The following is a 14,849-nucleotide window of genomic DNA, read 5'->3' on the forward strand; positions in this document are numbered from 1 at the left end:
GCTGGGAGCCCGGCGGCCGGCGGTCGAGGCGCCGCGCCCGGTGGCTACTTCTTGAGCCGCTGCACCCGCAGCACCGCGTGCACGCTGCTGGTCAGGACCGCCTCGTCACCCACGAACGCCTTCAGGGTGTCGGCGTCGACCGGCTCACCGGGAGCGGCCTCGGGCCAGGGGCGGGTGGCGAACAGGAAGTAGACCTGGTCGCTGTCGGCGGCCGCGGCCACCCACTCCGGCGGCGCGGTGCAGCGGGCGTTGAGACCGAGGTCCTCGCCCTCCACGGTGAGCGCGACCTGGTCGCCCTCGACGAGGATCTTCACCGGGAACTTGTGCGGGTGGGTGGTGCCGTCCAGCACCTCGTCGCCGATCCGCAGCCCCAGGTGCTCCAGCAGCCCGCGCGCCGACTCCGCGGCGGCCTCGTGGCCGTGCGGGCAGTCGCCCAGGGTGTAGGCGATGAGGTACGGGATGTTGTGCCCGTCCTCGGGATCGCCGATCCACGCGAGCACCGAAAGGGTGCCGAGGTGGGACCGGTCGAGTTCGGTGTGAGTCGAAGTCATGGGCCGCACTTTAGTGGTCTTTCGCCGCGCCCTTTCGCGGCCCGTCACCCGGGCGGGTCAGACCGCCCAGAATCCTTCTCCGGAATTCGCCTGCGTGTTCGCGTCCTGGTACTGGAGGCGCACGATCCGCGCGTTTTCCGGAATTTCGAACACCACCCATCCCTCGGCCCGGTCACCGACGGAAAGGGAATCGAAGACGAGCGGCTTTCCGGTGGTCAGTTCCCCCGTCCTGACCGACGGATAGCGCTGCCCCGCGCTGTCGTACGCCCACACGCGCCCGAGCGCCCCGTACGTCGCGCCCCCCACGTTGACGAAGGACATCCCGGCGCCCACCCAGCGCTTGCCCGCGGCCGGGGCGAACGCCGCGTCGACGCCGACCGCCGGATCGACGAACGCGTTGAGGACGGCCTGCAGGTGGCGGCCGACCTGACGGCCCCGTACCCGTACGGAGTCACCCACCCGGGCGTCCTTGACGGCCGGACCCCCCGCGGGCGCCCCCGGAGCGGGGGCGTCCTCCTCGCCGCCGCCCGGGGCGCCGTCGTCGACCGGGACGGCCGGGGCGGCGGCGGGCGCGAGCGCGGCTCCCTCCGGGGCGCTCTGGCAGGCGCTGGACCCGAACAGCAGGAACGGGAGGAGAAGGGCGAGGACGGGGGCGGAATGGCGCATGCGGGATCCCTCCGGGGATGTATTGCGGCCAGTCTCACGCCCCATGACGGGCAATTGCACACACCGACACGATTCGGTGGAAGCGGATGGCACCGGGTGACCTGCACAATGCGTTCCGGCGGAATCCACCGCCCGCATCCACCTGGAGGAACGATGGGCCTGCCCGTTTCCCGCATCGCCGTCGCGGCGCTCTCCGCGCTGGCCGCCACCGCCGCCTGCGCCGTGCCCGCGAGTGCCGATTCCCGCGCCAATGCGATTGTCGTGAAAGACCGGGCGCAGTTGTCCGAAGACGGCCGGGTCACCCTTTCCGGGGTCTACCGCTGCGAGCCCGGGTCACCCGAGGGAGTGCAGATCCAGACCCGGGTCCGCCAGGACGGCAACCGGCTCGGCATGACCGCGGGCGACGCCACCTGCGACGGCGCGGCCCACGAGTGGTCCGTCACCGGCACGATGGGGATCGCGGGCCAGGGCTTCCACGCCGGGGCGGCCGAGGCCACCGCCGAGCTGACCGTCGCCCGCGTCCACGGCGCGCACCTGCTGCCGACCGCGGTCTCGCGGACCACCCTCGCCGAGCACACGCAGCCCCTCACGATCCAGGCCCGCTGACGGGGCGACCGGTCACGGCCGGCCCACGGCCCGGACGGCCCGGTAGCCGCCGCTACCGGCAGTCGGGCGCCGCGCCGGTCATCGACATGAAGGCCGCGGACCGGCACTCCGGCGCCGCGTGCGCGCGGCCCGCCGTCCAGTCCGCGACCGCCGGCGCACCGGCCGCGATCACGGCGAGCACCAGCACCGCCAGCAGTACGAGCCCCCACCGCCGCATCCGTTCCATGCCCGGATCATCACCCGGACCGGCCCCGCCCACAACTCGGCGTGACGCCCCGGTCACCGCGGGTCGACGGCGGCGTCGAACTCGCACCACACCGCCTTGCCGTCCCCCCGGGACTCCACGCCCCAGTGCGTGGCCAGCGCGTCCACGAGCAGCAGCCCGCGCCCCGTCGTCGCCGCCTCCCCCGGGGTCCGCCGCCGCGGCCACACGCTGGAGCGGTCCTTGACCCACAGCCGGATCCGGCGGACCGGTTCCGGCAGCACCTCCATCGTCAGCACCGCGCCGCCGTCGGTGTGCAGCAGCGCGTTGACCAGCAGCTCCCCCGCGGCCAGCTCCACGTCGTCGGCCAGCTCCGGCACCCCCCAGTCGCGCAGCGCCTGACGCAGCGCGTAGCGGGCCTCCGAGAGCCCTTCGGGATCCGCCTGGTGGACGTACTGGTGGATCCGCGGCGCGCGGCGCGTCCCCGGGTCGGGGGCCCGGCGCAGCACCAGCAGGGCCACGTCGTCCCCCGATCCCCAGCGCTCCCACAGCCGGTCCAGCAGGTGGTCGGCGAGCGCGCCCGACTCCTGGGGGCCGGTGCGCACCGCGTGCGCCAGTGCCTCCATGCCGGCGGTGATCGCCGTGCCGGGCTCCTCCACCAGGCCGTCCGTGCACAGCACCAGCGTCTCGCCGGGGACCAGGTCGAGCCGGGTCTCGGGGAAGTCCTCCTGCTCGAAGACCGAGGCCAGGCCCAGCGGGAGGCCGCCGCGCAGGTTCGGCCAGCCGGTCCGGCCGTCGGTGTGCCGGATCAGCGGGCCCAGGTGCCCGGCGCGCACCGCCCGGACACCGCCCGTCTCCAGGTCGACCTGGGCGTACGTGCAGGTGGCGAAGCGTTCGGTGTCCAGCTCGGCCAGGAAGCGCGAGGCCCGCGCGAGGACGGTGGAGGGCGGGTGGCCCTCCCCCGCGTACGCCCGCAGGGCGATCCGCAGCTGGCCCATGATCGCCGCCGCGTGCGTGTCGTGGCCCTGGACGTCGCCGACGACGATCCCGACCCGGTCCCGCGGCAGCGCGATCACGTCGTACCAGTCCCCGCCGACCTCGCGGCCGCTCCACGCGGAGTGGTAGCGCACGGCGATCTCGCCGCCCGTGATCTCCGGGATCCGCCGGGGCAGCATGGCGGCCTGGAGGCCGGTGGCGAACTCGCGCTCCTGGTCGAAGAGCAGTGCCCGCTGGAGCGACTGGGCGACGATGCCCGCCAGGCCCAGGCACAGGTTCTGCTCCTCGGGGCTGAACTCGCTGCGCCGCCGGTAGAAGAGCACGAGCCCGCCGATCGCCTTGGCCTGCGCGATCAGCGGCAGGTAGGCCGCGGCGGTGAACCGGATCCGGCCGAGGTAGGGCGCGAAGAGCGGGAACTCGGCCGCCAGCTCGCCGAGGTCGGTGACGAAGCGCGCCTTGCGCGTCAGGACCGTCTGGGACAGCGGCAGCGATCCGTCCAACCGGGTGAACTTGCGCTCGCTGAGGATCTCCAGCGTCTCCCCGCTCAGCGCGATGATCTTCATGGCGCCGTTCTCCACCAGCCCCAGCGCCAGCCCCTCCGCGCCGAGCCGCTCCAGCGCGCCCGCGCCGGTCAGGGTGGCCGTGACGTCGTCCACCGTCACCGCCCGCGACAGCGCCTCCGTGGTGCGCTGGACGATCGTGGTCTGCTTGGCGCGCGCCGCCTCCAGCCTGCGCAGCAGCGTGGCGTGGGCCAGCTCGGCGGTCGCGTCCCGGACGATCCCCACGATCCGCCGGGGGCGCCCGTCCGGATGCCGCAGCACCCGGCCCTGGGTGTGGGTCCACTGGTCGCGGCCGTCGCGCCGCTGCACCGTGAAGTAGGAGCCGTACGTCTCCTCGCCGCTCTCCAGGGCTGCCTGGACCGCGTCCGCCAGGCGGGCGCCGTCATCGGCCGGGATCCGCACCCCCAGGCCCTCGGGGGTGTCGTCGAACTCGGCCGGTTCCAGGTCGAAGACCCCCATGCCGGCCGGGTCCAGGAGGAGGGAGCCGGTGTCCAGGTCCCACTCGAAGCTGCCCATTCCGTTCAGGGCCAGCCGGTCCGAGGCGCTGATCACGTCCGGTTCCGGGGCGTCGTGCTCCGCCGCTGCCACGCGTCACACCCCCTATCGGCCGGGCCAGCACGGCTGGGAGATCAGCCTCTCCCACTCCTCGTCAGGATGCCCCGGAAGGGTGCGTCCGGCCTCCTGCCAGCGCTTGACGAGGGAAAGGTAGATCGTCGGCTGATCGGTGTGCGCGGACTGCGGCGTCCTCGCCGTACGGGCGTGACCCGGCCCGGCGGACTGCTCCGCCCGGCTCGCCGGGATGCGTACCCAGCCCCGGCCCTGTGCGCTCTCCGGGCTCATCGCGGACCCCTCTCACAGCGGATAGGTCTTCTGACGCCCGGCGCCCGGACCCCGCAGGGCGGCGCCGGCACCGGCGGAGCCCGGCAGCGGGCCCTGGGCGCGCAGGCGCTTGCGGACTCCTCCCACCAGTCTCCCCGCCGTGAAGCCCGCACCGTGCACGAATCGCATGGAAGGGCCGAATGAGGGAGCCGTGAGCAGTCCCGCGAAGAACAGTCCCGGGTAGGAGGACTCGAAGCACGCGCTCAGCCCGGGCGCACCCGCCCCGTCGGCCGGATCCCCGTCCGGCGCCGCCGCGGGGGCGAGCGTCGCGACCGCCGAGCGCAGCCCGGCGTCCAGCAGCCCCAGCCGCCCCAGCCCCGGCCGGAACCCGGTCGCCGCGATCACGTGGGCGACGTCCAGCACCACCGACTCGCCGGCGGCGGTGGTCAGCCCCAGCCGGGTCCGGGAACCGGCCGGCACCGCCCGGTGCAGGGCGTGGCCCAGCAGCGCGGGGACCCGGCCCTCGAAGCGGTCCCGCAGCCACCAGGCCCCCGCCGGGCCCAGTTCGGTGGCCGCGATCCGCGCCCGGGTCCGGGCGGGCAGCCGGCGCACCGCCCAGGGCAGCTCCGACCAGGCCCAGCTGCGCCAGCCGGTGCCGAGGCCGCTGTGCGGGTCGCGCAGCGCGCGCGACAGGGGGCGCTCCAGCGGCTGGGGCAGGGTGTTCCAGTTCAGCCGCGGACGCCGGGCGACCAGGCAGGGGCGGGCCCCCGCCTCGGCCAGCAGGGCGGCCGTCTCCAGCGCGGCCTGGCCCGCGCCGAGCACCGCGACCTCCTGGCCCGCGAACCGGGTCAGGTCGCGGTGGTCGCTGCTGTGCGAGTAGTGCGTCGGGGGCAGCTCGCGCAGCGCGGCGGGATGGTTCACGAAGGGCATCACGCCGACGGCGAGGGCGACCGTCCGGGCCAGCAGCGGCTCGCCCTGCGCCGTGCTGATCCGGAAGCCGCTCCCGTGCGGGGCGATCTCGGTGACCGTCGCCTCCTCCACGGGAGGTGCGGCCTGCCGGGCGAACCAGAGCCCGTACGCGCTGAACGTCCCGATCGGCAGCGGAGTTCCGTGGTCCGCCGCCGTGCCGAGGGTGGCGCAGTAGTCGGCCAGGGTGTACCGCCCGCCCGGCGCGGACAGGTTCGAGGACCACGGCTCCGACTTCAGGTACATGCCCTCGGGCATGTGGTCCCGCCAGGAGGCCATCGGGCGCCCGAGCACCCGTACGTCGAGCCCGGCGGCCGCCGCGTGCGCGGCGACCGACAGCCCGTACGGGCCCGCGCCGACCACCACGAGATCCTCCATGCGCTTCACGGCTGTCGCTCCACTCTCGTACCGGCGTACCGGTCATGCGGTCTTACGGGTCTCCTGCGTGTCGCGGCGTACGGCCGCCCCCGGGGTCCGGGGCCCTGCTGGTGCGCCGGATCCCGGCGGCCCGGTCCTGCGGCCACCGGTCCGCTCACCGGGTCACCCGGTCACCGCGTCACCGCGTCACCAGCCCGTCCGGTTCCGCCGGTTCCGCCGGTTCCGTGGGCCCGGCCGGGTCCGGGGCGCCGGGCGGGGACGGCAGGGCGGGTCCGCCTCGCTGGCGGGGCGTGCGGGCCGCGGCGCGCGCCGTGCGCCGACCGCGCGCGGGGACACCGCTCAGCGCGCGCCACGCCCCGCGCGCCCCCTTGCCTGCGCCGCGCCCCAGGAACGCGGCGACCATCGCGAGGAACGGCAGCACGTCGTCGGCGGCGAACCAGGCCAGCTCGACCTGCCCCCGCCCGCCCGACGGCACCGAGCGCGAGGGCCCCGGCCGCGCCGGACCGCCGGACCGCACCCGCTGCCCGGCGACCCGGGGCGCGCCACCGGCTCCGCCTCCCGCGGTCGTTTCCCCGGGCGGGACCGCCCCGGCCGGACCGGCCGCGTTCTGCGCACCGGCCGAAGTCCCCGGGGCGTCCGACCCGGCCGAACCGGCCGCCCCGGTCACCGCACCCCCGTCCCCCCGCACCAGCGGACCCCGCAGGGCCGCCAGCAGCGCGTAGTTCTCCGCGAGGAACACCCGCCCCGGACCACCCACCGGCTCCGGCACCCGTTGCCCCGTCAGGTCCAGGTAGAGCGCCTGTACGACGTCGAGCCCGGCCTCGTCGGTGAACAGCCGGAACTGCGCGCCGGGCCGGGGGTTGAAGTCCACCAGCCGGAAGCAGCCCCGCTCGTCGCGCCGGAAGTCCAGGTCCAGGATCCCGTGGTAGCCGAGCCGTTCCGCGAGCCGCAGCCCCGCCTCCTCGACCGCCGGGTCGGGCAGCCAACGCCCCATCGCCGTCAGCCCCGTACGCACCGGCCACGACAGTTCCTTGCGCCCGGAACCGGCGAGCAGCGGGTGCCCGCCCCGGGCGAAGCAGCCGTGGAAGAACCAGTCCGTGTCCGCTCCGGCGGGCAGGAACCGCTGGAGCAGCAGCGGACTTCCGGCCTCCGCGGTCCGCTCGTACAGCCGTCGCGCCTCGGCGGCGGTGTGCACGAGCGTGGTGCTGCGCAGCCCGGCGCCCGGGGGCAGCAGCCAGGGGCGGCTCCACTTGGCGACCACCGGCAGGCCGAGCCGCCAGGCGGCCTCCGCCGCCTCGGCCGCGCCGGCCGGGACCACCGTCTCCGGGTGCGGGATCTCCCAGCGCGCGCAGAGCCGCGCCAGCTCGGCCTTGTCGGCCACCCGGGCGGGCAGGCCGTCCGGCTGATGGGGGATCCGGAACCGGTCCCGGAGCGCCGGCGCGAGGCGCGAGACCGCGATGGCGCTCAGGTCGTCCATGGCGACGAGCACGGCGGGACGGCCGATCCGCTCCGCGACCCGGGTCAGGCACTCCAGCAGCGCCTCGGGGCGCTCCGGGTCCACCCCGCCGGAGGGGCCGGGGTGCACGGCGCGCAGATAGCGCGACCGGCCCATGGGACCTCCCCCGGTCTCGACGACGGCATGGACCTCCACGCCCTTGCGCCCAAGGGATCTGACGGCGCCGAGGGTTCCGTGGTGGAACGGATTCCGGTCGAGTCTGAGCAGAACGGCGGGCACATGGCGGGCGAACGCGTGCATGGAAACGGTGTCTTTCACCTAGTCGGACCAAGCGGAGAGGGTGCGCACCTGCGAATGGCCTACGCTGCGGCCACCGGACAGGCCATTCGTCAGATGTGATGCCTAACGTCTTTGGTAGGAACACCGATTCGGGCAAGCTCGGGAGACGCCATGTCCAGACCACACCGCAGATTGGTGAGCACCTGCATCGGTACGGTCACGGCCGGGCTGCTCGCCACCGGCGCCGCGCTCGCGGCGCCCGAGGACGAGAAGGCCGGCGGATCCGGCATCGCGATGGGCGCCTACCTCGACTACGGCCCGTCGGGCGTGGCGCGGATCCCGCTGCTGTCCCGCTGGCTCGGCGGCCGGGAGATCCGGGTCGGGCACACCTACCTGCCCGGCGACCGGTGGTCGAACATCGAGGGCACCGACTTCCTGGCGGACTGGGCCGACTGGCGCCGGGCGGACAAGGACCGGATGTTCGTCCTCAACGTGCCCATGCAGGAGCGCAACGAGGGCCGGATCCCGGACTACCAGGTGGCCCGGCTGATCCGCGCCGGCGCGAACGGTGACCACGACGAGCACTTCAGGAAACTGGCCGAGCGGCTGGTCTCCCTCGGGGTGCCGGACACCGTCGTCGTGCTCGGCTGGGAGATGAACGGCACCACCTACACCCACCGCTGCGGGCCCGACCCGGAGGGCTGGAAGACGTACTGGAAGCGCGTCGTGGCCGCGATGCGCTCGGTGCCCGGCCAGAAGTTCAGGTTCGACTTCGCGCCGAACCGGGGTGCGGACGCGATCGGCTGGACCTCCTGCTACCCCGGTGACGACGTCGTCGACATCATCGGGATGGACTCGTACGACCAGGCTCCCGGCCGCACCTTCGACGAGCAGGTGAGCCAGCCGTACGGGCTCCAGCAGCACGTCGACTTCGCGAAAGCACACGGCAAGGAGATCTCGTACCCGGAGTGGGGCCTGTTCCGTCAGGGGGACAACCCGGAGTACGTGCGGCGGATGCTGCGGTGGATCGAGCAGCACAAGCCCACCTACCACACCATCACCGACTACTGCCCGCACGGCGTGTGGCAGTGCAAGCAGAACCCGCGCTCCTCCCGCGTGTTCCGGGACGCGCTGTCCGCCAAACCGGACCCGCTGCCGACGCCCGTGGTCCCGACGCCCGTGGTCCCGACGCCGGTCGTCCCGACGCCCGTGGTGCCGACCCCGGTGGTCCCGACACCCTCCGTCCCGACCCCGCAGATCCCGACCCCGCAGGTCCCCACGCCCCAGGTCCCGAGCCCCGCGGTCCCGACCCCGCAGGTCCCGAGCCCCGTCGCGCCGTCGCCCGTGGCCCCGAGCCCCGTCGCGGAGCCGTCGCCGCTGGTCCCGTCGCCGGTCGTGCCCAGCCCCGTGGCCCCGAGTCCCGTGGCCCCGAGTCCCGTGGCTCCGAGTCCCGTGGCTCCGAGCCCCGTGGTCCCCAGCCCCGAGGCACCGGTCGAATCCCCCTTGCCGGAGCCCGCGTCCCCCGGTCCCGTCCCGCCGAGTCCCGTCCCGCCGTCCCCGGCCGTCCCGCTCCCCGAGGCGTCCCCGACCCGGCCGGTGCCCGCACCGGTGCCCACGCCGGTCAAGCCGCCGGCTCCGAAGCCGCCGGCCGTGCCGCAGCGCGAGTGGTGCCTGCCGGTCAACTTCGGCGAGTGGCTGTCCAAGCTCGTCGGCAAGCAGGCGGTCTGCTTCAAGATCGACCTGGGTGACGACGCCACCTGGTGGCCGTTCTAGCGGCGGCCACAGCAGCGGGCCCGGCGGCGGGACCGGCGTCACCGGACGCGCAGGTCGTTCAGCCGGGCCCGCCAGTCCCGGGCGGCGGGCAGGGTCTCGCGCAGGACCTCCACCGCCCGCTCGCGCCCCGCGACCTGCGACTCGTGCAGGCGCAGCAGGGGCGTGAGCGGGCCGGTGGCCAGCAGGAACCGCTGGTTGACCACGACTTCCGGCCGCCAGTGGTTCTTGTACGGTTCGGACCCGCGCAGGAAGCTGACCACCGGGCGGCCCTCCGCGAGCGCCCGCCCCGTCTCGTGCCGCAGCAGCAGGGTCGCCACGTCCACCTTCCGGTCCCGCAGCCCGGGGTCGGCCCCGTACAGGTAGCCGCCGCTCAGCCCCGCCGACAGCAGCGTGACGTTCGCGGCCACCACCTTGCCCTCCAGCCGGAACTCCGTCAGCCGTCCCTCCCCGCACCGCACCATCCGCCGGGTCGCCCGGGTCAGGTGCTCGGCGAAGCGCGGCTTGAGGTGCTCGGGGGTGACCCCGCGGCCGCGCCACTGCTTCTCGTGCAGGCGCAGCAGGGTCCGCACCGCGCGCGGCACTTCCTGCTCGGTGACCTCGCGTTCCTCGATGCCCGCCGCGTCGGTCTTGCGGAGCTTGGCGCGCACCCGCTGGGCGCCCGCCTTCGGCATCCGCTTGACCAGCTCGTCGAAGGGCAGCACGGGCAGTTCCATGCAGGTGGAGTCGGCCAGCCGGGCCCGCGCGCCGGGCCACTGCTCGTACAGCCGCTCGGCGGCGGCCCCCGGGCGCACCTCGCGCAGGTCGACCACCGCGCCGCGGGCCGCCCGGTGCAGGCCGTGCAAGAGCGCGGGGACGACCTGGTCGGCGTACCGCGCGTCGAGCAGCACGTCGAAGTAGTCGGTGATGCCCCCGCCGAGCGGGACGAGCAGCGGCAGCGGCCGGTGGACGAGCATCAGCGCGGCCGCGCCGACCAGCTCGTCCCCGCGCCGTACCAGGACGACGCGCAGCCGGCCGTCCCGGCCGTACGACAGCCACCAGGAGTGCAGCCAGGCGTGGGTCTGGAAGGGGGTGGCGGTGGGGCAGCCGCGCACGAGCCGGTTCCACGGCTCCTCCAGCGCGGCGAACTGCCGGGGGTCCCGGCACAGCGTCACCGTCAGGGCCCCGGTGGAGCCCGCGCTCATCGCACCGGCTCCTTCTCCTTCGCGGAGGCGGCGGCGTCGGCGGCCTCGCCCTGGGCGGGCAGCGAGGTCACGTAGCCCGGCTCCGGGTGCGCGGCGCCGGCCGCGGCGGCCCCGTCCTGACGGCGCCCGCGACCGGGCCGGGCCAGCATCCACAGGCCGCCGATCAGCCCGCCCGCGCACAGGCCGACGGCGCCGCTGAGCGGGGCGGACGGCGAGGCGGGGTCGGTGGGGGCGACGGCCTGGTTGAACAGCAGCAGCTGCACGCCGGTGTTCTTGGCGGCCTGGTTGCTGGTCAGGGACAGCGCGTCGGCGACCGCGTTGGCGATGTCGGCGGCGCCGCTCGCGGACCGGGAGGTGCCGGTGATGGCGATCATCGGGGACTCGGGCGAGGTCTCCGCGCGGACCTGCGCGCGCAGCTGCTCGACGCCGAGTCCCGCGCGGGGCTGCGCGTAGGCGAGGGTGGAGTTGCTGGTCGCGATGCGGGCGTACGCCTGGGCGAAGCCGAGGGCGGTGGCCGGTTCGGTCGTGTCGTCCGGGACGGCGACGACGTAGCTGGTCGCGGCGTACTCGGGGGCCTTCAGCACCCCGTACGCACCGCCCGCGGCCAGGCCCAGCAGGGCGCAGGCGGGCAGCGGCCACCACACGGGCAGCGGCCGCAGCCGCCCCCGCACGCGGTGCCCCCGGCGCCCGCGGGGCGCCGGGTCCTTGTCCGGCGTGCGGTCGGACGTCGTGTGGTCGGGGGTCTCGGCCATGTGCGTGCTCACTTCCTCGTGGAGGGGAGGTCGGTTTCCGGTCCCCGCGGTCTGCGGGGCCGGTGGTGGGTGTCAGACGGGGTCGGCGGCCCGCGCGGGCGCGGCCGTCGCGGTCCCGGCGGCGCCGGGGAGCGGGCGCCGGGCGGGGCCGAGGGCCTGGGCGTAGACGTGCAGGAGCTGTTCAGCGCTGCGCGCGATGTCGTAGCGGCGGACCACCGGCGGCGGTGGCAGCCGGCGCGCGCCGGCCTCCATGTGGCCGCGCAGGGCGGCGGTCAGTTCCTCCTGGCCGGGCCCGATCCGGCGGGCTCCGGGGGCCTGGTTCGCGGGCAGGTCGTCGATCGCCGGGCAGGTGACGTGCAGCACCGGCAGTCCGGCGGCCAGCGCCTCGACCACCGCCAGCCCGAACGCCTCCTCCCGCGAGGGGGAGACGAAGACGTCCATGGCGGCGAGCAGCGCCGGGATCCCGGGGGTGCGGCCGTCGGCGCTGTCGCCGAGCGGGTCGCGTTCGCCCAGCAGGTGGATCCGGTGCTGCGCGCCCAGTTCGGCGGCGAGCCGCCGCAGGGCGGGCCGCTCGGGCCCGTCCCCGGCCAGCAGGAGGTGGGCGCCGGGCAGCGCGGCGACCGCGCGCACCAGGACGTCGAACCGCTTGCCGGGGACGAGGCGCCCGACCCCGCCGACCACGAACGCGCGTTCCGGCAGGCCGGTGCGGCCGCGGGTGGCCCGGCGCACCGACGCGTCGAAGCGGAAGCGGACCGCCTCGATCCCGTTGGGTACGACGTGCACGCGGGCCGCTGGGATCCCCCAGCCCTCCAGCCGCGCCGCGACCGTGTCCGACACCGCGACCGTCGCCGCGCCGAGCCGCTCGCTCGCCAGGTACAGCGCCCGTACCCCGCCCGACAGCGGACGGCCCTCCATCTCGGCCGCGCCGAGGGAGTGTTCGGTGGCCACGGTCGCGCCGACGCCCGCGATGCGGGCCGCGAGCCGCCCGTACACGCACGCCCGGTAGAGGTGGGTGTGCACGAGGTCGTACTCGCCGCGCCGGATGAACTTCACCAGCCGCGGCAGCGCCCCCAGGTCCCGGTTGCCGCGCATGCCCAGGTGGACCACGCGGACCCCGTCCGCCCGCAGCCCCTCGGCGACCGGCCCGGGATTGGTCAGGGTCAGCACGTCGCAGCGCATCGGCAGGTGGCGCAGCAGCAGCCGCAGCTGCTGTTCGGCGCCGCCGACCCCGAGTCCGGTGATGATGTGCAGTGCCTTGAGCGTCTTCACGGGCGCACCGCCCGCCGCAGTCCGGCGATCCGGTGGCGCAGCCGCTTGATCCGCAGCCGGGCCGCGCCGTCCGCCTGGCTGACGTGGGTGCGGGGCAGCGCGTAGGGGCCCGTGAGCGCGCCGGGGGCGATGGCGCACGCGTACCGGTACCCGGCGGCCCGGGTCGCCTCGACGACCCGCCGGTCGATGGATCCGTACGGGTAGCAGAACCCTTCGGGCAGGGTCCCGGTCAGCTCCCGCAGCAGTTCGCGACTGCCGCGCAGTTCCTGTTGGAGGACGTCGTCGGGTACGTCGGTCAGGTGCTGGTGGAGCAGCCCGTGCGAGCCGATCTCCTGACCGGCCCCGGCCACCGCGCGGATCCCCTCGGCGCTCAGCAGCGGCTTGCGCGGGCCCAGCGGGTCCCACACGTTGTCCACGCCGAGGCGCCCGGGCAGCACGAAGAGGGTCGCCGTGCAGCCGTGCCGCCGCAGCAGTGGCAGCGCGTGGGTGAGGAAGTCGGTGTAGCCGTCGTCGAAGGTCAGGCCGACCAGTCCGGCGGCGCGGCCGCGCGCGCGGGCCCGCAGCAGTTCGCCGACCGAGACCCCGCGCAGCCCGCGCGAGCGCAGCCACCGCAGCTGGGCGTCCAGGGTGTCGGGGGTGACGGTGATGCCGTACGGGTCCTCGGCGGGATCGGTGAAGGCGGTCACCGAGTGGTACATGAGGACCCACGGGGAGCCGGGGCCGGCCTTGCGGGCGGGAGCCGCCGCGGCGGCGGGCGCCGTGTCGGTGTCAGCGGACATGACGGAACCTCTGGTTGATCAGAGCGGGCAGGGCGGTGATCTCCACCGCCCGTATGGCCATGCCGGAGGCTCCGAACATGGCCGGGACCAGCAGCGCGCCGAGCGCTGCGCTGAGCAGGGGGTCGGGGATCATCGGCCCGGCGATCCAGCCGGTCCCGCAGGCCGCGGCGGCGGCGACGCAGAGCCGTCCGATGCTGGTGGCGACCCGGCGGAGCTGGATCGGGACGATCCGCGAGCCGAGTCCGGTGAGCAGCAGGGCCGCGGTGGCGGTGATGCCGGCGGCGTTGGCGGCGGCGATCCCGTAGATCCCCCACGGGCCGACCGCGAAGGCCCCCGCCACGATGTTGACGAGCAGTCCGGCGCCCATCGCGAGCGCCGGGAACCAGGTGGGCCGGGCGGTCGAGAAGAAGGGCCGGCTCAGCGCCCCGACGAGGCAGTGGCCGAGCAGTCCGATGCCGTAGACGCGCATCACGGAGGCGGTGGCGAGGGTGTCCCGGTGGGTGAACGCGCCGCGTTCGAAGAGGACCTGGATGATCTGGGGCGCGTACCCGATGACGAGCGCGGTGCCCATGAGGACGGCGAGCGAGGCGAGCGCGAGGTCCTGTTCGACGCGGCGGCGGGCCTTTTCGCGTTCGCCGTCCGCCATGGCCTGCGCGACCACCGGGAAGGTGACCGTGCAGATCATCAGGGAGAGCACCATCGGCATCTGCGCGACCTTCTGCGCGTAGTTCAGGTGCGAGATCGCGCCGGGCGGCAGGGAGGCGGCGAGGAACCGCTCGACCAGCACCTGGGACTGGCGGAAGACCGCGAAGAAGATGACCGGGGCGATCACGCCGAAGGCGATGAGGGTGGGCCGGTCGCGGCGCTGCCGGCGGCGGCTCGCGCCCCGGGCGCGGGGCGGGCCGAAGCCGACGTGGCGGATGAAGGCGGGCAGTTGGACGAGGACCATGAGCAGCCCGCCGACGGCGACGCCGAAGGCCGCCGCCCGCACCCCCCACAGGGCGTGCAGGGCCAGCATCCCGCCGATGATCCCGATGTTGTACGCGACGTAGATCGCGGCCGGGGGCACGAAGGAGCGGTGGGCGCGCAGGGCGGCGCTGAAGTAGCCCGCGATGCCGAAGCCGAGCACGGTGAGCGCGGTCAGCCGGGTGCACTGGACCGCGAGTCCGGGATCCGGCAGTCCCGGGGCGAGCACGGCGACGACGAGCGGCGCGGCGACGACGAGGACGCAGGCCACTGCGGCCAGCAGCACGGCGAGCCGCGGCAGGGTCGCCCCGACCAGCAGCCGTACGGGGTCCTGGGCGCGCGCCTCCTTGCGGGTCAGCCCGTCGCGCCCGGCCGCGCGCCGGGCCAGCGCGTGGCTGAAGGCGGGCACCATGAGCAGCGCCATGGCGTCCTCGATCAGCAGGGTCGAGGCCATTTCGGGCACGGTCCAGGCGATCAGGAAGGCGTCGCTGTCGTGCCCGGCGCCGAAGAGGTGCGCGATGGTCTGGTCCCGGAACAGCCCGAAGACGGCTCCGGCGGCGGTGAGCCCGGCGGTGACGGCGGCGGCCTTGGCGAGGAAGCGCCCGAGCGGCGCGCCGCCACCGGCCCCGGAGTCCGGGGCCGGTGGCGGA

At 75.3% G+C, this 14,849-nt stretch carries 14 protein-coding genes; 2 read left to right on the top strand and 12 right to left on the bottom strand.

What is annotated here, in order from left to right; all coding sequences use genetic code 11:
- Positions 1-44: 44 nt before the first annotated feature.
- A complete protein-coding gene (locus AC0693_RS28860) occupies positions 45-551 on the bottom strand; it encodes a DUF5949 family protein (protein ID WP_356409477.1) in 507 nt (168 codons plus the stop codon).
- 57 nt (positions 552-608) lie between these two features.
- The gene (locus AC0693_RS28865; RefSeq protein ID WP_478803269.1) at positions 609-1,217 is read right to left on the bottom strand and encodes a DUF4352 domain-containing protein; all 609 of its coding nucleotides are present in this window, start codon (positions 1,215-1,217) and stop codon (positions 609-611) included.
- 153 nt (positions 1,218-1,370) lie between these two features.
- Between AC0693_RS28865 and AC0693_RS28870 the strand changes: the two genes are divergently transcribed.
- Positions 1,371-1,823, top strand: coding sequence for a DUF6299 family protein (locus tag AC0693_RS28870; protein WP_478739692.1), 453 nt, complete (start codon positions 1,371-1,373; stop codon positions 1,821-1,823).
- A 52-nt stretch (positions 1,824-1,875) separates the two neighbouring features.
- On the opposite strand, the gene AC0693_RS28875 is transcribed toward AC0693_RS28870, so the two are convergent.
- From AC0693_RS28875 to AC0693_RS28895, 5 genes are all read right to left on the bottom strand, one after another.
- Entirely contained in the window at positions 1,876-2,049 is a 174-nt protein-coding gene (locus AC0693_RS28875) for a hypothetical protein (RefSeq protein WP_356409485.1), read from the bottom strand.
- A gap of 53 nt (positions 2,050-2,102) precedes the next feature.
- Entirely contained in the window at positions 2,103-4,169 is a 2,067-nt protein-coding gene (locus tag AC0693_RS28880; RefSeq protein ID WP_468470288.1) for a SpoIIE family protein phosphatase, read from the bottom strand.
- Between the two features lie 12 nt (positions 4,170-4,181).
- Positions 4,182-4,421: a hypothetical protein gene (locus AC0693_RS28885; protein WP_356409491.1), complete on the bottom strand. Its 240-nt coding sequence runs from the start codon at positions 4,419-4,421 to the stop codon at positions 4,182-4,184.
- Positions 4,422-4,433: 12 nt separating this feature from the next.
- On the bottom strand, positions 4,434-5,744 hold the full coding sequence (locus AC0693_RS28890; RefSeq protein WP_478803341.1) for an NAD(P)-binding domain-containing protein: 1,311 nt from the start codon (positions 5,742-5,744) through the stop codon (positions 4,434-4,436).
- A 178-nt stretch (positions 5,745-5,922) separates the two neighbouring features.
- Entirely contained in the window at positions 5,923-7,500 is a 1,578-nt protein-coding gene (locus tag AC0693_RS28895) for a carboxylate--amine ligase (RefSeq protein WP_478803270.1), read from the bottom strand.
- A gap of 150 nt (positions 7,501-7,650) precedes the next feature.
- On the opposite strand from AC0693_RS28895, the gene AC0693_RS28900 reads away from it, so the two are divergent.
- A complete protein-coding gene (locus tag AC0693_RS28900; RefSeq protein ID WP_478803271.1) occupies positions 7,651-9,252 on the top strand; it encodes a glycoside hydrolase family 26 protein in 1,602 nt (533 codons plus the stop codon).
- Between the two features lie 38 nt (positions 9,253-9,290).
- On the opposite strand, the gene AC0693_RS28905 is transcribed toward AC0693_RS28900, so the two are convergent.
- From AC0693_RS28905 to murJ, 5 genes are all read right to left on the bottom strand, one after another.
- The gene (locus AC0693_RS28905) at positions 9,291-10,433 is read right to left on the bottom strand and encodes a GNAT family N-acetyltransferase (protein WP_478803272.1); all 1,143 of its coding nucleotides are present in this window, start codon (positions 10,431-10,433) and stop codon (positions 9,291-9,293) included.
- A complete protein-coding gene (locus tag AC0693_RS28910; protein WP_468470296.1) occupies positions 10,430-11,185 on the bottom strand; it encodes a YveK family protein in 756 nt (251 codons plus the stop codon). The genes AC0693_RS28905 and AC0693_RS28910 overlap by 4 nt, the downstream gene beginning before the upstream one ends.
- Positions 11,186-11,257: 72 nt before the next feature.
- Entirely contained in the window at positions 11,258-12,454 is a 1,197-nt protein-coding gene (locus AC0693_RS28915; protein ID WP_468470298.1) for a glycosyltransferase, read from the bottom strand.
- Positions 12,451-13,233 carry a polysaccharide deacetylase family protein gene (locus AC0693_RS28920; RefSeq protein ID WP_356409508.1) on the bottom strand — a complete coding sequence of 261 codons (783 nt, stop codon included), beginning with the start codon at positions 13,231-13,233 and terminating at the stop codon, positions 12,451-12,453. The genes AC0693_RS28915 and AC0693_RS28920 overlap by 4 nt, the downstream gene beginning before the upstream one ends.
- A partial coding sequence (gene murJ, locus AC0693_RS28925; RefSeq protein ID WP_478803273.1) for a murein biosynthesis integral membrane protein MurJ occupies positions 13,223-14,849 on the bottom strand: 1,627 nt, incomplete at its 5' end. The genes murJ and AC0693_RS28920, both read right to left, overlap by 11 nt.

This window comes from Streptomyces sp. NPDC043876, assembly GCF_056435825.1.